Source organism: Aeromonas sp. R4-3 (genome assembly GCF_040908275.1).
Taxonomy (GTDB): domain Bacteria; phylum Pseudomonadota; class Gammaproteobacteria; order Enterobacterales; family Aeromonadaceae; genus Aeromonas; species Aeromonas rivipollensis.
Genome location: NZ_JBFODK010000054.1, coordinates 41,475 through 59,487, shown reverse-complemented (window position 1 = coordinate 59,487; position 18,013 = coordinate 41,475). Strand labels below are relative to the sequence as shown.

Sequence of the window (18,013 nt, the reverse complement as noted above, 5' to 3'; positions counted from 1 at the left end):
TCTGCCCCATTGAATAAGCTGAAACTGATTTTTGCCGGTACCCCCGACTTCGCCGCCCGTCATCTGGCGGCGTTGTTGTCTTCCGACCATGAAGTCGTCGCCGTTTACACCCAGCCCGACAAGCCGGCGGGCCGCGGTCAGAAACTGACCGCCAGCCCGGTCAAGGAGCTGGCGCTGGCCAACGATTTGCCGGTCTACCAGCCGGCCTCCCTGCGCAATGAAGCCGCACAGGCCGAGCTGGCCGCCCTTGGCGCCGATCTCATGGTGGTGGTGGCCTACGGCCTGATCCTGCCCAAGGCGGTGCTCGACACCCCGCGTCTCGGTTGCCTCAATGTGCACGGCTCCCTGCTGCCACGCTGGCGCGGTGCCGCCCCCATACAGCGCGCCATCTGGGCGGGCGATGCCGAAACCGGCGTCACCATAATGCAGATGGATGTGGGGCTGGATACCGGCGCCATGATCCGCAAGGTGAGCTGCCCCATCGCCTTTGATGAGACCTCCGCCAGCCTCTATGACAAGCTGGCCGAGCTGGGCCCGCAGGCGCTGGTCGACACCCTTAACGCCATGGCCGCCGGTGAAACCGCCGCCGAGGCGCAGGACGATGCGCTGGCCAACTATGCCCAGAAGCTCTCCAAGGAAGAGGCGCGCATCGACTGGTCCATGGAGGCCGTCGCCATCGAGCGCTGCATTCGCGCCTTCAACCCCTGGCCCATCAGCTGGTTCGAGGCCGCGGAGCAGACCATCAAGGTGTGGCAGGCCGAGGTCATCGACAGCGACCATGGCCAGAGCGCCGGCACCCTGCTCAAGGCCGACAAGCAGGGGATCGACGTCGCCACCGGCAAGGGGGTGCTGCGCCTGCTGACCCTGCAACCGCCCGGCAAGAAGGCCATGTCCGTCCCGGATCTGCTCAACTCTCGCCGCGACTGGTTTGAACCCGGCACGCAATTGCATTGAACTGGATTGAATTGACACAAGCGGGGCCCAGGCCCCGACTTGCGCATCTAAGGTAACTCTATGAAAACACGTGCACAGGCCGCTCTCGTTATTCAACAGGTGCTGGATCAGGGCCAATCCCTCTCCGCTGTTCTGCCTGCTGCCCAGGAGAAGGTGGCGCCTCGCGATCGCGCCCTCCTGCAAGAACTCTGCTACGGCACCCTGCGCTGGCTGCCCCGCCTCGACGCTGCGGTGAGCGAGATGATGGACAAGCCGCTCAAGAACAAGAGCCGCATCTTCCACTATCTGATCCTGGTCGGTCTTTATCAGCTCATCTACACCCGCATTCCGGCTCATGCCGCCGTGGCCGAGACCGTCAATGCCGTCAAGCTGCTCAAGGGTACCTCACTGCGCGGCCTGATCAACGGCGTGCTGCGCAACTTCCAGCGCAGCGCCGAAGTCATACTGCTGCGCATCGACCGGGTGCCCAGCATTCGCCTCGGCCACCCGGAGTGGCTCACCAAGCGCCTGCGCCAAACCTATCCCGAGGATTGGGAGTTCATCATGGAGGCCAACAACCAGCGGCCCCCCATGTGGATCCGCAACAACAGCCAGCGCCAGAGCCGCGAGCAGATGCTGGCCCGCATGGCCGAAGTAGGCATCAATGCGGTGGCCGGCGAAGAGGGTGAGGATTGCATACTGCTGGAGCGCCCTTGCGACGTGACCAAGCTGCCCGGTTTCGAAACCGGTGACTGCTCGGTGCAAGACGGTGCCGCCCAGCAGGCCGCCCGTCTGCTCGATCCCCAACCCGGTGACTGGGTGCTGGACGCCTGCGCCGCCCCCGGCGGCAAGACGGCCCACCTGCTGGAGCTGCAACCCGCCCTCGCCGGTGTGGTAGCCGTGGATGCGGACGAGCACCGCCTCACCCGGGTGCAGGAGAACCTGGATCGTATCGGCCTCACAGCCCGGGTGATCCACGGGGATGCCAGCACGCCGGACCTGTGGTGGCCAGAGGGTCAGTTCGACCGCATCCTGCTGGATGCTCCCTGCTCCGCCACCGGCGTCATTCGCCGCCACCCGGACATCAAGTGGCTGCGCCGGGATCAGGACATTCGCGAGCTGGCCGAGCTGCAGCGTCGCATTCTCAATGCCCTCTGGGGCAAGCTCAAAAGCGGCGGCACCCTGCTCTATGCCACCTGCTCAGTGCTGCCGGAAGAGAACCGCGACCAGATCCGCGCCTTCCTGGCGGACACCAAGGATGCACGCCTGGTACCGCTACACGAGCAGGACAACCCGGATTGCCCGGGTCGCCAGTTCCTGCCCGGCGAGGCGGAGATGGACGGCTTCTATTATGCCAAGCTGATCAAGCTGTAGGCCGTGCCCCCGGATGCCGAGTCCGGGTGGCAGGCTGGCTTGCCTCGTTTCGAAGCAACAATCTTGAGTAAGATGTCCATATGAAAATCATCATTCTGGGTGCGGGTCAGGTGGGTGGCACGCTGGCGGAAAACCTCGCCGGCGAGAACAACGACATCACCATAGTCGATACCGACAGCGACCGTCTGCGGGAGCTGCAGGACAAGTTCGATCTGCGGGTGGTGAACGGTCACGGCGCCCACCCCAGGGTGCTGCGCGAAGCGGGCGCCCAGGATGCCGACATGCTGGTCGCGGTCACCAACAGTGACGAAACCAACATGATCGCCTGTCAGGTGGCCTACTCCCTGTTCAACACCCCGAACAAGGTGGCGCGGATCCGCTCCCCCGCCTATCTGGTGGAGCGGGATCGGCTGTTCCTGCCGGAATCCGTGCCTGTGGATCACCTGATCGCCCCCGAGCAGCTGGTGACCGACTATGTGCGTCGCCTCATCGAGTATCCGGGCGCGCTGCAGGTGGTTGATTTTGCAGGTGGCAAGGTGGGTCTGGTGGCGGTCAAGGCCTACTACGGCGGCCCCCTGGTGGGCAATGCCCTCTCCACCCTGCGGGATCACATGCCGAACATAGAGACCCGGGTCGCCGCCATCTTCCGCCAGGGCCGCTCCATCCGCCCGCAAGGCACCACCATCATAGAGGCGGATGACGAGGTGTTCTTCGTCGCCGCCGCCGGCCACATCCGGGCCGTGATGTCGGAGCTGCAACGGCTCGAGAGCCCCTATCGCCGCATCATGATAGTCGGGGGTGGCAACATAGGCGCCGGTCTCGCCCGCCAGCTGGAGAAGCGCTACAGCGTCAAGCTCATAGAGCGCAACCAGAAGCGGGCGGAGCAGCTCTCGGAGAACCTGGAAAACACCATAGTCTTCTGCGGCGACGCGGCGGATCAGGAGCTGCTGGCGGAGGAGCACATCGATCAGATCGACGTCTTCATCGCGGTGACCAACGAGGACGAGGCCAACATAATGTCGGCCCTGCTCGCCAAGAAGATGGGTGCCAAGAAGACAATGGTGCTGATCCAGCGCGGCGCCTACGTGGATCTGGTGCAGGGCGGCTCCATCGACATCGCCATCTCGCCCCAGCAGGCCACCATCTCGGCCCTGCTGACCCACGTGCGCCGTGCCGACATCGCCAACGTCTACAGCCTGCGCCGCGGGGCGGCCGAAGCCATCGAGGCCATAGCCCACGGTGACGAGAACACCTCCAAGGTGGTGGGCAAGACGGTGGGTGAGCTCAAGCTGCCGCCGGGCACCACCATAGGCGCAGTCGTACGGGGAGATGAGGTGCTGATCGCCCACGATCGCACCCAGATCCAGCAGGATGACCACGTGGTGATGTTCCTGGTGGACAAGAAGTACATCCCGGAAGTGGAACGCCTGTTCCAGCCCAGTCCTTTCTTCCTGTAAGCCCTCCATGCAACAGGCTACGACATCCAGACCCGGACATTTCCCAGAGGGAAGGTCCGGGTCTTTTTTCAATCAACGACCAGGTTATCTTGCATGATCAAGCTGCGTCCCATCGTCTTCACCCTCGGGCTGGTGCTATCCAAGCTGGCCCTCTTCATGTGGCTGCCCACCCTGCTGGCGCTGTTCACCGGCTCCGAGGGCTTCGTCGAGTTTCTCAAGTCCGTGCTGATCACCCACGGCGCCGCCCTGCTCTGCCTGCACCATGGGCGCAAGGTGGAGTTTCACCTCGGGGTGCGGGAGATGTTCCTGCTCACCACCTCGGTCTGGGTGGTGGCCTGTATCTTCGGCGCCCTGCCCTTCTTCTTCATCAACCACATCGACTTCACCGACGCCTACTTCGAGACAATGTCGGGGGTCACCACCACGGGATCCACAGTGCTGTCGGGGCTGGACGGCATGGCCCACAGCATCTTGCTGTGGCGCTCCATTTTGCAGTGGCTGGGGGGCGTGGGTTTTATCGTGATGGCGGTGGCCGTGCTGCCCTACCTCAACGTCGGCGGCATGAAACTGTTCCAGACCGAGAGCTCGGATTGGTCAGACAAGAGCGCGCCCCGCGCCAAGACGGTGGCCAACAACATAGTGGTGGTCTATCTGGTGCTCTCCATGCTCTGCTTCCTCGCCTACTGGGTGAGCGGCATGACGCTGTTCGAGGCGGTCAACCACGCCATGACGACGCTGAGCACCGGGGGCTATTCCACCTCGGATCAGTCCATGTCCCACTTTTCCAACTCGGCGCACTGGATTGGCACCCTCTTCATGTTCCTCGGCGGCCTGCCCTTCCTGCTCTATGTGCAAGCCCTCTCCCGCCGTGACAACAGCCTGCTCAAGGATGCCCAGGTCCAGGGCTTCTTCTGGCTAGTGGTCTGGGTCACCGTCGTCGTCACCTTCTATCTCTGGGTAAGGGACATCTACGGCTTTATGGATGCCCTGCGCATCAGCAGCTTCAACATAGTCTCGGTGATCACCACCACCGGCTATGGCCTCGGTGACTTCGGCACCTGGGGGCCGCTGACCAGCATCATCTTCATCATCTTGCTGGCGCTCGGCGCCTGCTCCGGCTCTACCGCCGGCGGGCTCAAGATCTTCCGGATACAGGTGGCCTTCGCCCTGTTCAAGAAGCAGATGCGCCAGCTGATGCACCCCTCGGGCGTCTTCCCCCAGAAATACAACGGCCGTCCGGTCAACGACGCCATCATCCGCTCCATGATCTCCTTCGTGCTGGCCTATTTCGCCATCATCTTGCTGATCGCAGCCCTGCTCGCCGCCATAGGCCTGGATCCCCTGACCGCCATCTCGGGCTCCATCACGGCGGTGGCCAACGTGGGCCCCGGCATGGGGCCCGTCATAGGCCCCAGCACCAACTTTGCCAGTCTGCCGGATACGGCCAAGTGGATACTGTCGTTCGGCATGTTGCTGGGGCGACTCGAGATCCTGACGGTGGCGGTGATCTTCTTCCCCTCGTTCTGGCGCCAATGAGACCGGAGTGGCGGATCACCATGACAAAAAGGGCAGCCCGCGGGCTGCCCTTTTTGTCTGCGTTCGACCGTCGCCCTTGCTTCAGTCGGCGGAGTCTTCCCGCTCCAGCGCGCGGTTGACCAGGGGCTCCGGCAGGGGCTTGGTGACCTCCACCCCCAGCTCGCGAAAACGCTCGACCTGGGCGATCAGGTTGCCACGGCCGTTGACCAGCCGCCCCATCGCCTTGTCGTAGCTCTCCTGCGCCTTGTGCAGGCTGCCCCCCATCTGCTGCATCTCCTCCACGAAGAGCCGCAGCTTCTCGTAGAGGCGGCCGGCCCGCTCGGCTATCTGGCGCGAGTTCTGGTTCTGCCGCTCGTAGCGCCACAGGTTCTCTATGGTGCGCAGCGCCACCATCAGGTTGGTGGGGCTCACCAGCAGTATGTTGTGATCCAGCCCGTAACGTACCAGGGAGGGGTCGGCCTCCAGGGCGGTGAGGAAGGCGGGCTCCACCGCCACGAACATCAGCACATAGTCCAGGGTGCGCACCCCGGGCAGTTGCTGGTAATCCTTGCGGCCCAGCTCGCGGATGTGGTTGCGCACCGAGGCAACGTGCTCCTTGAGCGCCACCGCCTTCTCCAGCTCGTCCTCGGCGTTGTACCAGCGCTCGTAAGCGGTCAGCGACACCTTGGCGTCTATGATGATGTCTTTGTCCTGCGGCAGGTGGACGATGACGTCGGGCTGATAGCGCTTGCCCTTGTCCACCTCGATATTGACCTGGGTGTGGTACTCGTGGCCCTCTCGCAGGCCGCACTCGGAGAGGATACGGGCCAGCACCACCTCACCCCAGTTGCCCTGCTGCTTGCTGTCACCCTTGAGGGCACGGGTCAGGGCCGCGGCCTCTTCGGTCATGCGGGCATTGAGCTCGGCGAGGCGCTCCAGCTCGAACTTGAGGCTGTGGCGCTGGGCCGTCTCCTGAGCGTGGGTCTCCCCCACCTGGCGACGGAAACCCTCGAGCTGCTCTTTCAGCGGAGTCAGCAGCAGATCCAGGCTGTTCTGGTTCAGTTCGCGGAAATTGCCGGAGTTTTGTTCGAAGATACGGTTGGCGAGGTTCTCGAACTGCTGGCTGAGGCGGGCCTCCGCCTGCTGTTGCAGTTGCAGCTTCTCGGCGCTGGCGATGCGCTCGCTGCGCAGTGTGGCTTCGGCATCCTTGAGGCGAGCGGTGAGCTTGAGCAGCAGGGCCTGCTGCTGCTCCAGCTTCTGCTGGCCCAGCATCTTCTCATCCTGCAGCTCGTCGAACCTGTCCTGCAACGCCTGATGGCGCTCCTCGGTGAGCAGTGTCTCCTCCCGGGCCGTGCGACGCCCCGCCAGCCAGCCGAGGAGCAGGGCCAGCAGACCCGCCAGCAAGGCAGGCAGCCAGGTCATCATCGGGATCATCGCCGACTCCGCCGACACAGGAAGTGCTGGACATCAACGCGTGCGGCGATCATCGGCGGCTCCGCTGGCGCAGGAAGAGTTCGAGATAACGGTTGAGCAGCAGCCAGAACAGCACATAGATGAGGTAGGCGGCCAGCACCACCCACTTGTGACTGTTGACCCCGGTGTCGAGCTCGGTGAACTCGATCTCCTTGATGCGGCAGTAGGCCCACATCAGCAGGGGGAAGATATACAGCAGAGAAGCACGCCACAGAAATAACCACATGAGTTCATCAGATCCCGCAAAAAGACTCGCCTAGCTTACACAAGGGCAACCCGGCTTGCGATCCTGGCCGGCGCTATTCTCTGGCTTGCCGGCGGAAAACTGGATAAAATTAACCCCTAATAGGTATAGGGGTGAGCATGACTCATTTTTTCTGTCGCTGGCTGACGCACGCACTGGGGGGCTCCCGCAAACCGGACATGGTTTGCCACGAGGCGCGCCCGCCCTGGGCCATCGAAGAGTCGCAATTCCTCGCTCTGTGCCGCCGCTGCGGCGAGTGCTTCAAGGCCTGCCCCAACGGCCTGCTCAAACCCGCCGACCAGCCCGAATATGTCGGCACCCCCATAGCCGGCACCCCTGTGCTGGATCTCGCCTGCGGCCAGTGCAGCTACTGCGGCAGCTGCGCCAGAGCCTGTCCCACCGGGGCGCTGGACCTGCGGCTCGGCCGCCAGGTGCAGACCCGGGTCAGGATAGAGGCGAGCTGTCAGGCCCGTAAAGGCTTCTACTGCCTGCTGTGTGAGGATGCCTGCCCCCAGCAGGCGATCAAGGCCAGCAGCGAGGGGGTGAGCGTCAACATGGCGGCCTGCGACGGTTGCGGCGCCTGCGGCCTCGCCTGCCTGCACGGAGCCATCACCCTGATCCCCCAGCTCTGACGACTCCGGCATCCCGACGCACTCACATCCGTCCCCGGCATTCATGCCAGACAGCAAAAAGGGCCCCGAGGGGCCCTTTCACCGTCATGACCCTCAGGCCATGGTCAGGATATTGTCCTGCTCGATGCCAAGCAGGTGGCACAGCCGGGTCGGATCCCGCACCGCATCCGCCAGGGTGTACTCCCCCAGCACCTCGAGGAAGGCGTTCATGGCGCGGCGCAGTATCCCCTGGATGCGGCAGCCGCCGGAGAGGCGGCAGTTCTCGCGCTTGCAGTCCACCGGGCAGAGCACGTGCTCCATGTCCATCACCACATCGCGCAGGTTGATGGAGACGGCGGAGCGACCGAGACGGATGCCACCATGCTTGCCACGTACCGTTTCGATGTACCCCTTGATGCCGAGCTGATGCACTATCTTGACCACGTGGTTGCGGGAGATGGCGAAGGTGTCGGCCACTTCCGTGATGGTCGACAGGCGATCACCGGGCTGGATAGCCAGAAAGGTCAGGGTACGCAGGGCGTAGTCGGTAAATCGTGTCAGTTGCATGGTCGCACTTGCCTCTTACTACAAGCCAGAAATCAGGACGACAGCCAGTGGCCAGAGAGGTGAGACTGCACGTGCGCCCGCACAGGTGTCGCTTCTTCAGCCGGGTCGTGGAGTGACAAGGTTAAGAGCAGCTCTGGCGGGTGTCGACGAAGATGTACATAAATCGACACTTTCTTTGATTGATCGCAAACTTGCCGGCTCGGGGCGGGGTTTTGGCCATTTCCGGCGGCTAAATTCCATCGGCAGGCAGGGGGCCACAGTCCGGCGAGCGGGCCGGTTAGAGTCTGTCAGTGGGGATGTTTCAGCCAGGTTTTCAGGGCTTGGGAAGGGATGGAACTCTCGGAGGCGACCGCGAAGGCGCCCCAGTCCACCGCGCACTGCAGGGCATCCCCCATCGCCATGCCGCGGGCCAGACCGTGGATAAGGCCGCCGGCGAAGGCATCCCCCGCCCCCGTGGTGTCGACCACGGACACCGGCCGCGCCGCCACCCGCACCTGCTCCTCGCCGTGGATGGCAACGGCCCCCGCCTTGCCCTCGGTCAGCACCAGCCATTCGAGCTGCTCCCCAGCGAGCTCCCTGGCATGCCGCCAGGGATCGCCCACCTCGGCGAGATCCGCGCGGGAGGCCACCAGCACGTGGCAGGGGCGGCGGGCCTGGCCGCCCTTGGGGTACTGGGCCACCACGAAGCTCTTGCCGAGCATCTGGCGCATGTAGCCGATGATGGCGGTGCCGGGGTAGTTCACATAGAGGCAATCCACCCCCTCCAACGGCAAGTCGCCTGGCAGATCCGGGCGGCGCGGACGCCTTAGAATGGTGCGCTCCCCGGTGGAGTCCACCAGCACCAGCAGCTCCCCCGTCTCGCCGCCAAAGCGCTCCACGTGGGAGCAGTCCAGCCCATGGCCCGCGGCCTGCTCCAGCAGCCAGTCGCCGGTCTCGTCCAGCCCGATGCGGGAGGCAATGATGACCTCATGCCCCGCCCACACCAGCCCTATGCCGGTGTTGGCGGCGCCGCCGCCGAGCCTGCGTCCCTGATCCACGTATTGCATCCGTGCCCCCGCTACCAGGGGTTCGGCCAGGGAGAGCACATGATCACAGTTGAGATTGGCAAGCAGCAGGATGCGGGACATGGGGACCTCGGCAGGGCGGGTCCGGCATCCAGCGACGCCGGACCGATGACGGAAGACGACTCAGTAGACGGGCAGCTCCACCCCGACCAGCAGCTCGTCGATGCGCGCCTGGGTCGGCTGCTGCATCACGTTCTGGATCATCTCCTTGGTGAGATGGGGGGAGAAGGAGCTGATGAAGTCATACATGTAGTTCTGCAGCAGTATGCTCTTGCTGAAGCAGAGCTGGGCCGGGCAGGGCTCGAACAGGTGCTCCAGGTTGATGGCCACCAGGCTGGGGGCATCGTGGTCGTTGGCCACCAAGGATGAGATGATGCCTATGCCGAAGCCCAGTTCCACGTAGCGCTTGATGACGCCCGCATCCATCACAGTCATGTAGTAGTTGGGGCTGAGGCCGGCCGCCTGGAACACCCTGTCCTGCACCTGACGCCCGGTGGCGCCGCTCTCGTAGCTGAGGATGGGGTACTGGCAGAGCTGCTCCAGGGTCGGTTTCTTCACCTTGGCCAGGGGGTGATCCTTCGGCACCACCAGCGACAGGGTCCAGAGGTAGGCGGGCAGCGCGATCAGCTCCTTGTCGAAGCCTATCTCGTGGGCCACGATGGAAAAATCCGAGTAACCCTTGCTGATCTGCTCCTTGGTGGCCGACATCACGGGGTGCAGGTGGAACGAGATCTTGGGGTACTTCTTGGTGAAATAGGTGACGCTTTTCGGCAGCAGGTAGCGGGCTATGGTGTGGGTGGTGTGGATGTTGAGGGTGCCCACTGTCGGATCCAGGTACTCCCGGGAGATGGCCTTGATCTTGCTCTCTATGTTGAGCATGGCCTCGGCGCACTTGATGATCTCCTCCCCCACAGGGGTGATCCTGTGCAGGTGCTTGCCGCGACGCTCGAAGATGCGCACCCCCAGCTCGCTCTCCAGCAAGCCGATCTGCTTGCTCACCCCAGGCTGGCTGGTATAGAGCGCATCGGAAGCGACGGAGACGTTGAGATTGTGGTCCCGCACCGCGATCAGATACTTCAACTGCTGTAGTTTCAAGGTTGCACCCTCACAGGCTGGCGCGGCTGTCATCAGATGGACAAGGCCGCCACAAATGGCGGCCAGTGTACCATCCGAACTCGGCATATCACCGCTTGATCCTTCATTTTGCTACAAAATCTAGCATCTGCCGGGGGGATATGACAAACGGACGCTCAGCGCACTGCGGGGCCGACCGGCAGCATGCCGAGGAACTGCAGCAGCCATTGCATCATGGTGGCCGAGTCCACTTCTCCCTCCAGGGAGGAGAGGCTGCTCTGGTAGTGCTCGTCGGGCAGCCGATCCCGCCGCCGCTCGATCAGCGCCCGGTTGTATTCCACCGAAAACTCTGGATGACCCTGGATGGCGACTATGTGATCCCCCTGCAGGAACATGAAGTTCGGGCAAAAATCGTTGCCCGCCAGCAGGGTCGCCCCCGGGGGCAACTGCTCTACCTGATCCTGGTGACTGGCCAGGATCCTGATGGTCTCCAGCCCGGGCTGCATCCAGGGTTTCGCCTCCTGCATGGGGTGAACGGAGACGCCGAGCCCCCAGCCCTTGGTGGACTTCACCACCTCTCCCCCCAGCGCCTGGGCGATCACCTGATGACCGAAGCAGATGCCGGCCAGCTTGACGTTGGCATCGTGGGCCCGGCGGATCCAGTCGCGCAGCGCCAGGATCCAGGGAATATCGCTGTAGGCATCGTGGCGCGATCCTGTGATGAGCCAGGCATCGCACTCGTTCAAGTCGCTCGGCAGCTCCCCATCGAGCGCCGACCAGACCCTGTATTCCAACGCCGGGGCCAGCGCCCGGAAGCCCTTGATAAACATCTCGGAGTAAACGGGGCCAAAACTCCCAACCAAGTCGGGGTCCAGCCGGTCACAATCGAGAATTCCCAGTCGCATCTGTTACTCCTTCACAGGGATAGCGGGACACGCCGGCGGACTCCTTCCGCCGGGCCATGCCAGGGCTAGCTGCTGCATGTTGATCATTTCATGGTCGGCATGGAGAACTCGGCGCCGGCCCGCAGGCTCTGGGGCCAGCGTGCAGTCACCGTCTTCATCCGGGTATAGAAGCGTACCCCGTCCGGCCCGTGCATGTTGAGCGGCCCGAAGATGGACCGCTTCCAGCCACCGAAGCTGTGAAACGCCATGGGCACAGGTATGGGTACGTTCACCCCTACCATACCGACCTGAACCCGAGTGGTGAAGTCCCTCGCGGTATCCCCGTCGCAGGTAAAGATGGCGGTGCCGTTGCCGTACTCGTGTTCGTTGATGAGGCGCAGGGCCGTCTCGTAGTCCGGCGCCCGCACTATGGCGAGCACTGGGCCGAAGATCTCCTCCCGGTAGATGCGCATCTCGGGGCCGACCCGGTCGAACAGACTGCCGCCGATGAAGTAGCCCTCACCGTGGCTGACACCGCGACCATCCACCACCAGACTGGCGCCCTCTGCCACCCCCTGATCCACGTAGCCACGCACCTTGGCCAGGTGCTCACGGCTGATGAGGGGGCCCATCTCGTTCTCCGGGATCGGACCAAGGCCGGGCCCGACCCGCAGTGCCTCCACCAGCGGCTTGAGCTTGGCCACCAGGGCATCGGCGGTGGCATCACCCACCACCAGGGCCACCGAGATCGCCATGCAACGCTCGCCGGCCGCGCCATAGGCCGCCCCCATCAGGGCGGAGACCGCCTGATCGAGATCCGCATCCGGCATCACCAGCATGTGGTTCTTGGCGCCGCCCAGGGCCTGCACCCGCTTGCCGTGGGCCGAGGCGGTGGCATAGATGTACTGGGCTATGGGGGTGGAGCCGACGAAGGACACCGCCTGTACCCGCGGGTCTGTCAGCAGCACGTCCACCACCTCCTTGTCGCCGTTGACCACGTTGAGCACCCCGTCCGGCAGGCCCGCCTGCTTGAGCAGCTCGGCCATGCGCAGGGCCAGGGAGGGATCCTTCTCGGACGGCTTGAGGATGAAGCTGTTGCCGCAGGCCAACGCCACCGGGAACATCCAGAGCGGCACCATGGCCGGGAAGTTGAACGGCGTGATGCCGGCGCAGACCCCCACCGGCTGCATCATCGAGTGGCTGTCCACCCCCCGGCCCACGTTGAGGGAGTGCTCCCCCTTGAGCAGATGGGGAATACCGCAGGCAAACTCCACCACCTCCAGCCCCCGGGTCAGCTCCCCCTGGGCGTCGGAGAAGACCTTGCCGTGCTCGCGGCTGATGAGGCGGGCCAGCTCGTCCCTGTGCTGCTCCATCAGCTCCTTGAAGCGGAACATCACTCGTGCCCGCACCAGCGGCGGGGTCTGGGACCAGTCGGCGAAGGCGCGCTCGGCGCTGGCGATGGCATCGAGGCACTCGGCGGCGGTGGAGAGGGCCACAGTGCCCTGCTGCTGGCCGGTGGCCGGATCGAAGATGGCGCCGAAACGCTCGCTGCGACTCTCAGTGGTTTCGCCGTCGATGAAGTTGTCGATCCTGTAACTCATAAATCCTCCGTGATGGGTCATTCGCGTCATCCTTGTGCGCGGCCGTGGGCATCAGGCACAGGAAGAGGGCGCCCGGCGGGCGCCATGCAACAAAGGGTAAGTGTCAGTCCTGGGCCTGCAGGACATCCTGCAGCAGGGTGAAGAGGTCGTCGATCTCGCTGCGCTCGATGATGAGGGGTGGCGACAGGGCGATGATGTCGCCGGTCACCCGGATAAGCGCCCCCTTCTCGAAGCAGCGCACGAACACCTCGTAGGCCCGCTTGCCCGGCGCATCCGGCATGGATTCGAGCTCTATGCCCGCCACCAGCCCGTAGTTGCGCACATCCTTCACATGCTTGCAGCCCTTGAGGGAATGCGCCGCCTCCTCCCAGTAGCCCGCCAGATCGGCGGCGCGATGGAGCAAGTTCTCGCTGCGGTAGATCTCCAGGGTCGCCAGACCCGCGGCGGCCGCCACAGGGTGACCCGAGTAGGTGTAGCCGTGGAACAGCTCGATGACGCCCTTGCCGGCGGCCATCATGTCGTCATAGATGTGGTTCTGCACCAGCACGGCGCCCATGGGGATGGCGCCGTTGGTGAGCCCCTTGGCGCAGGTGATAAGGTCGGGGATGACGTCGAACTCCTGGGCAGCAAAGGCCGAACCCAGGCGGCCGAAACCGGTGATCACCTCGTCGAAGATCAGCAGGATGCCGTGTTTGGTACAGATCTCCCGCAGCCGCTTGAGGTAGCCCTTGGGGGGCATGATGACGCCGGTACTGCCGGCGATGGGTTCGACGATGACGGCCGCTATGTTGCTGGCATCATGGAGGAAGACGATCTTCTCCAACTCGTCGGCCAGGGTGAAATCTTCCTCTGGCAACCCCTTGGTGAAGGCATTTTTGGCGATGTTGAGGGTGTGGGGCAGGTGATCTACACCCCCAAGCAGGGAGCCGAACCACTTGCGGTTGCCGGGAATGCCCCCCACCGAGATACCGCCGAAGCCGACTCCGTGATAGCCGCGCTCGCGACCTATGAGCCGGGTGCGGGTGCCCTGGCCGCGGGCCCGCTGCCAGGCCAGCGCTATCTTGAGCGCCGTATCGACGGATTCCGAGCCGGAGTTGGTATAGAAGACGTGGCCGAAGCCCTTGGGGGCTATCTCCACCAGCTGGTTGGCCAACTCGAACGGCAGAGGGTGGCCCATCTGGAACGTGGGGGCGAAATCGAGGTGGGAGATCTGCTGGGAGACCGCCTCGGCAATCTCGCGCCGACCATGGCCCGCGTTGCAACACCAGAGCCCGGCGGTGCCATCCAGTATCTTGCGGCCATCCTCTGAGTGATAATACATCCCCTCTGCCGACTTCAGGATGCGCGGCGCCGCCTTGAACTGCTGGTTGGCGGTGAAGGGCATCCAGAAGGCGGACATGTCGGAAGGGGTATTGATGTCGCTAATCGGTTTCATGGTCACCTCATCCTTAAGGCGTTTAGTAACACTTGGCTAATGCCTATTAAATTAAACACCTGAATCCATAAAAAAGGGCCTTTCATCGCCCTGCTTGGTGTCACCCCCTCGGGGTGGTATAAGATATTTAACACAATTTTAATAATAGTAAACAGTCAAGGAGTGTCTATCGATGGATATCGGTCACCGCCTCAAGGCGGTTCGCACCAAGGCGGCCCTCTCCCAGCGCGAGCTGGCCAAGCGCTCCGGTGTGACCAACGGTTTTATCTCCCAGATCGAGAAAAATCAGGTGAGCCCCTCGGTCGCGTCGCTGCGCAAGGTGCTGGAAGGCATCCCCATGTCGCTCGCCAGCTTCTTCACCGATGAGACGGAGATGGATTCCGAGGTGATCTTCCGCGCGGACGACATGCCGGATCTCGGCACCCACCCCATCAGCTATCGCCTGGTGGGCCACAGCCGGGCCAACCGCGCCATCGGCATGATGCAGGAGGTACTGCCCCCGGGCGCCGACACCGGCGACGATATGCTGAGCCACGAGGGGGAAGAGTGCGGCATCGTCATCCAGGGTCAGGTGGAGGTCACCGTCGGCGAGCAGGTACACCTGCTGGCGCCCGGTGATGGCTACTACTTCGACAGCCGCACCCCGCACCGTTTCCGCAACGTGGGGGAGCAGGAGTGCGTGCTTATCTCGGCCAACACGCCAGCCAGCTTCTGATCCCCATGGGTGACCAGGGCAGCTCGCCCCTCCACGAAACGGCCCCGCAGCCTGGGTAAAGTCCGCCGCAGATCGGGGCCTTTTCTCCGACATTGGGCAGCAAGTGTTTAATGAATTGTTACAAGATGGATTTACAAGCGGCAGGATGTTTAGCATATTGATACGCGGAGACTATCTTTGCCGGTTCAAGGAGTGAACATGAGTGACCTGACCCTGGCCCAGTGGCAACACAAGGCCGCCCATCTGACCCTGCCCTCGCAAGCCTTTATCGACGGCAGCTACCGGGATGCCGTCAACGGCGCCACCTTCGATTGCATCAACCCGGCCAACGGCCAGCTGCTGACCAAGGTGGCCTCCTGCGACGCCGCCGACGCCGAGCTGGCGGTGCAGGCTGCCCGCGCCGCCTTCGATGACAAGCGCTGGAGCGGGCTCTCCCCTAAACAGCGCAAGCTGATCATGCAGCGCTTCGCCGAACTGATGCGCCTCAACCAGGTGGAGCTGGCCCTGCTGGAGTCCCTGGACATGGGCAAGCCCATCGGCGATGCCATGGGCTATGACGCCCCCGCCGCCGCCAACTGCATCGCCTGGAACGCCGAGGCCATCGACAAGATCTACGATCAGGTCGCCCCGGTGGAAGAGTCCGCCCTGGCCCTGGTGACCCGCGAGGCGCTCGGGGTGGTGGCCGCCATAGTGCCCTGGAACTTCCCCCTGGTGATGGCCTGCTGGAAGCTGGGCCCGGCGCTGGCCACCGGCAACTCCGTCATCCTCAAGCCGTCCGAAAAATCCCCCCTCACCGCCCTGCGCATCGCTGGCATAGCGAAAGAGGCGGGCATCCCGGACGGCGTGTTCAACGTGCTGCCGGGCTTTGGCCACACAGTGGGTGAGGCGCTGGCCATGCACATGGACGTGGACTGCATCACCTTCACCGGCTCCACCAGGATCGGCAAGCATCTGGTGCAGTGCTCCGGCAAATCCAACCTCAAGCGCGCCTTTATGGAGTGCGGCGGCAAGAGTCCCAACATAGTGCTGGCGGACGCACCAGATCTGGACGCCGCCGCCAGGAGTGCCGTGGGCGCCATCTTCTACAACCAGGGCGAGGTGTGCACCGCCGCCTCCCGCCTGCTGGTGCAAAACAGCATCAAGGCGCAATTCATGGAGCGACTGCTGGCCCATGCCCGCGAGTGGATCGCCGCCAACCCGCTGGATCCCGCCACCCGTATCGGCGCCATGGTGGACGGCATCCAGATGGAGCAGGTGCTGAACTACATCGCCATCGGCCAGCAGGAGGGCGCCAGACTGCTGCTGGGGGGCAAGCGCACCCACACAGAGAGCGGCGGCTTCTATATCGAGCCCACGATTTTTGACGAGGTGACGCCGCAAATGCGCATCTTCCGCGAGGAGATCTTCGGCCCTGTGCTGGCGGTGACCGGCTTCGATACCTTGGAAGAAGCTATCGCCCTTGGCAACGACACCGACTATGGCCTGGCGGCGGCGATCTGGACGGCGGATCTCAACAAGGCGGTCAAGGGCTCCCGCGCCCTGCGCGCCGGCACCGTCTTCGTCAACAACTGGGATGGGGGCGACATGACGATGCCGTTCGGCGGCTTCAAGCAGTCCGGCAACGGCCGCGACAAGTCATTGCACGCGCTGGAGAAGTACACAGAGCTGAAAAGCACCTGGATCCAGCTCGAATAAGATCAGAAATGCCGCTCACCGATCGAATTGGGGGAGAAATCCCCCTTTTTCATTTTTACCCTTTCCTCAACGGCCTCAATCGATATAATCATCAAATAGACAAGCCCTTAAATATAAAGATAAAAATGCTGTTTTTTCTGGGAAGTGTACTGTTTCTGGTAGTGGGCCTGCCGCTGCTCTTCTTCATGCTGGGCGAGGGTGAGGCCTATGTGACCTGGGGTCCCTGGATCTCCGCCATCGCACTCATGCTGTGGCTGCTCATGGATGTAGAGAAGATCCGCCGCGGTGGCCGGCGCTGAGTCGATTCCATGCTGTAAAAATCTCGCCAAACGGCATTTATTAACTTCTTTCCCCCCAAAAGGATCGCTACACTGATTTTTTTGCGATGTTTTCCAACATCCGACTCTCCAGTGAAGGTTATCCGCATGCAGCAACAGATCCAGCGCCAGGGCATCATCTATGCCCTGTGTGCCTATACCCTTTGGGGCCTGGCGCCCATCTACTTCAAGACCATTTCCGCCGTCCCGGCCGCCGAGATCCTGACCCACCGCATGATCTGGTCCTGCGCCCTGCTGATGGTGCTGACCCTGATCGGCCGCCAGTGGCACAAGGTACAGGTCGTGCTGCGCCAACCCAAGGTGCTGCTCACCCTGGCCTTCACCTCCATCACAGTCGGCGGCAACTGGCTGCTGTTCATCTGGGCCATCAACAACGGCCACATGCTGGATGCCAGCCTCGGCTACTACATCAACCCACTGTTCAACGTGCTGCTCGGCATGGTGTTTCTGAGCGAGAAGCTGCGTCGCCTGCAGTGGTGGGCGGTGGGACTGGCGGTGATAGGTGTCGCCGTCCAGCTCATCGCCTTCGGCTCCCTGCCCTGGATAGCCCTGGTGCTGGCCTCGAGCTTCGCCATCTATGGCCTCATTCGCAAGAAGCTGGCCCTGGATGCCCTCACCGGCCTGCTGATCGAGACCATGATCATGCTGCCACCGGCGGCCATCTACCTGTGGGGATTCGCCGACAGCCCCACCAGCCACCTCACGCAAAACGACTGGCACCTGAACCTGCTGCTGATCGCCGCCGGGGTCGTCACCACGGCGCCCCTGCTCTGCTTCACCGCAGCCGCCACCCGGCTCAAGCTCTCCACCCTGGGCTTCTTCCAGTACATAGGCCCCAGCCTGATGTTCATCCTGGCGGTCACCCTCTACGGGGAAGCGCTGGCGCTGGACAAGATGATCACCTTCGGCTGCATCTGGAGCGCCCTGGTGCTGTTCAGCCTGGACGGGCTGCGCAGCGGCAAGCGGCGTCAGCAAGCCGGTTGAGAAGGCGAGCGCGCGGTCCCTGCAATAATCTACAAGCCAGGGGCCGGCT

17 protein-coding genes are annotated in these 18,013 nt (G+C 63.4%); 9 read left to right on the top strand and 8 right to left on the bottom strand.

From position 1 onward, the window contains the following. Nucleotides 1-9: 9 nt before the first annotated feature. From fmt to AB5Y91_RS16190, 4 genes are all read left to right on the top strand, one after another. A complete protein-coding gene (fmt, locus tag AB5Y91_RS16205) occupies nt 10-954 on the top strand; it encodes a methionyl-tRNA formyltransferase (protein ID WP_163137758.1) in 945 nt (314 codons plus the stop codon). 60 nt (nt 955-1,014) lie between these two features. Next, nucleotides 1,015-2,307: a 16S rRNA (cytosine(967)-C(5))-methyltransferase RsmB gene (rsmB, locus tag AB5Y91_RS16200; RefSeq protein ID WP_368170268.1), complete on the top strand. Its 1,293-nt coding sequence runs from the start codon at nt 1,015-1,017 to the stop codon at nt 2,305-2,307. Between the two features lie 80 nt (nt 2,308-2,387). After that, nucleotides 2,388-3,764 (top strand): Trk system potassium transporter TrkA, encoded by a 1,377-nt coding sequence (gene trkA, locus AB5Y91_RS16195; RefSeq protein WP_025325334.1) that lies wholly within the window; start codon nt 2,388-2,390, stop codon nt 3,762-3,764. A 93-nt stretch (nt 3,765-3,857) separates the two neighbouring features. Next, the gene (locus AB5Y91_RS16190) at nt 3,858-5,300 is read left to right on the top strand and encodes a TrkH family potassium uptake protein (protein ID WP_106885271.1); all 1,443 of its coding nucleotides are present in this window, start codon (nt 3,858-3,860) and stop codon (nt 5,298-5,300) included. Between the two features lie 81 nt (nt 5,301-5,381). Here the strand turns inward: AB5Y91_RS16190 and rmuC are convergent, their stop codons facing one another. After that, entirely contained in the window at nt 5,382-6,713 is a 1,332-nt protein-coding gene (rmuC, locus tag AB5Y91_RS16185) for a DNA recombination protein RmuC (RefSeq protein ID WP_368170267.1), read from the bottom strand. Between the two features lie 49 nt (nt 6,714-6,762). Then, entirely contained in the window at nt 6,763-6,978 is a 216-nt protein-coding gene (locus tag AB5Y91_RS16180; protein WP_025325331.1) for a hypothetical protein, read from the bottom strand. Nucleotides 6,979-7,115: 137 nt separating this feature from the next. Here AB5Y91_RS16180 and AB5Y91_RS16175 point away from each other — a divergent pair, with 137 nt between their 5' ends. Then, nucleotides 7,116-7,628, top strand: coding sequence for a ferredoxin-type protein NapF (locus AB5Y91_RS16175; RefSeq protein ID WP_234691248.1), 513 nt, complete (start codon nt 7,116-7,118; stop codon nt 7,626-7,628). Between the two features lie 93 nt (nt 7,629-7,721). Here AB5Y91_RS16175 and AB5Y91_RS16170 read toward each other — a convergent pair whose 3' ends face one another. The 6 genes from AB5Y91_RS16170 to AB5Y91_RS16145 form a co-directional block, all read right to left on the bottom strand. Then, nucleotides 7,722-8,174 (bottom strand): Rrf2 family transcriptional regulator, encoded by a 453-nt coding sequence (locus tag AB5Y91_RS16170; RefSeq protein WP_005326180.1) that lies wholly within the window; start codon nt 8,172-8,174, stop codon nt 7,722-7,724. A 287-nt stretch (nt 8,175-8,461) separates the two neighbouring features. After that, nucleotides 8,462-9,301: a PfkB family carbohydrate kinase gene (locus AB5Y91_RS16165; RefSeq protein ID WP_368170266.1), complete on the bottom strand. Its 840-nt coding sequence runs from the start codon at nt 9,299-9,301 to the stop codon at nt 8,462-8,464. A gap of 60 nt (nt 9,302-9,361) precedes the next feature. Next, nucleotides 9,362-10,333 (bottom strand): LysR substrate-binding domain-containing protein, encoded by a 972-nt coding sequence (locus AB5Y91_RS16160; protein WP_368170265.1) that lies wholly within the window; start codon nt 10,331-10,333, stop codon nt 9,362-9,364. 155 nt (nt 10,334-10,488) lie between these two features. Beyond that, nucleotides 10,489-11,217, bottom strand: a complete 729-nt coding sequence (locus tag AB5Y91_RS16155; RefSeq protein ID WP_042650122.1) for a glutamine amidotransferase — start codon at nt 11,215-11,217, stop codon at nt 10,489-10,491. Nucleotides 11,218-11,300: 83 nt separating this feature from the next. Beyond that, a complete protein-coding gene (locus AB5Y91_RS16150) occupies nt 11,301-12,797 on the bottom strand; it encodes a CoA-acylating methylmalonate-semialdehyde dehydrogenase (RefSeq protein ID WP_139744998.1) in 1,497 nt (498 codons plus the stop codon). A 103-nt stretch (nt 12,798-12,900) separates the two neighbouring features. Continuing rightward, entirely contained in the window at nt 12,901-14,232 is a 1,332-nt protein-coding gene (locus AB5Y91_RS16145) for an aspartate aminotransferase family protein (protein ID WP_368170264.1), read from the bottom strand. Nucleotides 14,233-14,404: 172 nt separating this feature from the next. On the opposite strand from AB5Y91_RS16145, the gene AB5Y91_RS16140 reads away from it, so the two are divergent. The 4 genes from AB5Y91_RS16140 (at nt 14,405) to rarD (ending at nt 17,964) form a co-directional block, all read left to right on the top strand. Further along, on the top strand, nt 14,405-14,947 hold the full coding sequence (locus AB5Y91_RS16140; RefSeq protein WP_025325324.1) for a cupin domain-containing protein: 543 nt from the start codon (nt 14,405-14,407) through the stop codon (nt 14,945-14,947). A gap of 198 nt (nt 14,948-15,145) precedes the next feature. Beyond that, on the top strand, nt 15,146-16,642 hold the full coding sequence (locus tag AB5Y91_RS16135; RefSeq protein WP_163148952.1) for an aldehyde dehydrogenase: 1,497 nt from the start codon (nt 15,146-15,148) through the stop codon (nt 16,640-16,642). 8 nt (nt 16,643-16,650) lie between these two features. Next, complete coding sequence (locus AB5Y91_RS16130; protein ID WP_049828095.1) at nt 16,651-16,941, top strand: hypothetical protein; 291 nt, start codon at nt 16,651-16,653, stop codon at nt 16,939-16,941. 126 nt (nt 16,942-17,067) lie between these two features. After that, nucleotides 17,068-17,964 carry an EamA family transporter RarD gene (rarD, locus tag AB5Y91_RS16125; protein WP_111911672.1) on the top strand — a complete coding sequence of 299 codons (897 nt, stop codon included), beginning with the start codon at nt 17,068-17,070 and terminating at the stop codon, nt 17,962-17,964. Nucleotides 17,965-18,013 lie beyond the last annotated feature (49 nt).

Coding starts and splice junctions, on each gene's coding strand:
- AB5Y91_RS16135 (WP_163148952.1), top strand. CDS start 15,146: ATGAGTGACCTGACCCTGGCCCAGTGGCAACACAAGGCCGCCCATCTG.
- rarD (WP_111911672.1), top strand. CDS start 17,068: ATGCAGCAACAGATCCAGCGCCAGGGCATCATCTATGCCCTGTGTGCC.
- AB5Y91_RS16145 (WP_368170264.1), bottom strand. CDS start 14,232: ATGAAACCGATTAGCGACATCAATACCCCTTCCGACATGTCCGCCTTC.
- AB5Y91_RS16170 (WP_005326180.1), bottom strand. CDS start 8,174: ATGCAACTGACACGATTTACCGACTACGCCCTGCGTACCCTGACCTTT.
- AB5Y91_RS16175 (WP_234691248.1), top strand. CDS start 7,116: ATGACTCATTTTTTCTGTCGCTGGCTGACGCACGCACTGGGGGGCTCC.
- AB5Y91_RS16180 (WP_025325331.1), bottom strand. CDS start 6,978: ATGTGGTTATTTCTGTGGCGTGCTTCTCTGCTGTATATCTTCCCCCTG.
- AB5Y91_RS16140 (WP_025325324.1), top strand. CDS start 14,405: ATGGATATCGGTCACCGCCTCAAGGCGGTTCGCACCAAGGCGGCCCTC.
- AB5Y91_RS16165 (WP_368170266.1), bottom strand. CDS start 9,301: ATGTCCCGCATCCTGCTGCTTGCCAATCTCAACTGTGATCATGTGCTC.
- rmuC (WP_368170267.1), bottom strand. CDS start 6,713: ATGATCCCGATGATGACCTGGCTGCCTGCCTTGCTGGCGGGTCTGCTG.
- trkA (WP_025325334.1), top strand. CDS start 2,388: ATGAAAATCATCATTCTGGGTGCGGGTCAGGTGGGTGGCACGCTGGCG.
- AB5Y91_RS16130 (WP_049828095.1), top strand. CDS start 16,651: ATGCCGCTCACCGATCGAATTGGGGGAGAAATCCCCCTTTTTCATTTT.
- rsmB (WP_368170268.1), top strand. CDS start 1,015: ATGAAAACACGTGCACAGGCCGCTCTCGTTATTCAACAGGTGCTGGAT.
- AB5Y91_RS16155 (WP_042650122.1), bottom strand. CDS start 11,217: ATGCGACTGGGAATTCTCGATTGTGACCGGCTGGACCCCGACTTGGTT.
- AB5Y91_RS16190 (WP_106885271.1), top strand. CDS start 3,858: ATGATCAAGCTGCGTCCCATCGTCTTCACCCTCGGGCTGGTGCTATCC.
- AB5Y91_RS16150 (WP_139744998.1), bottom strand. CDS start 12,797: ATGAGTTACAGGATCGACAACTTCATCGACGGCGAAACCACTGAGAGT.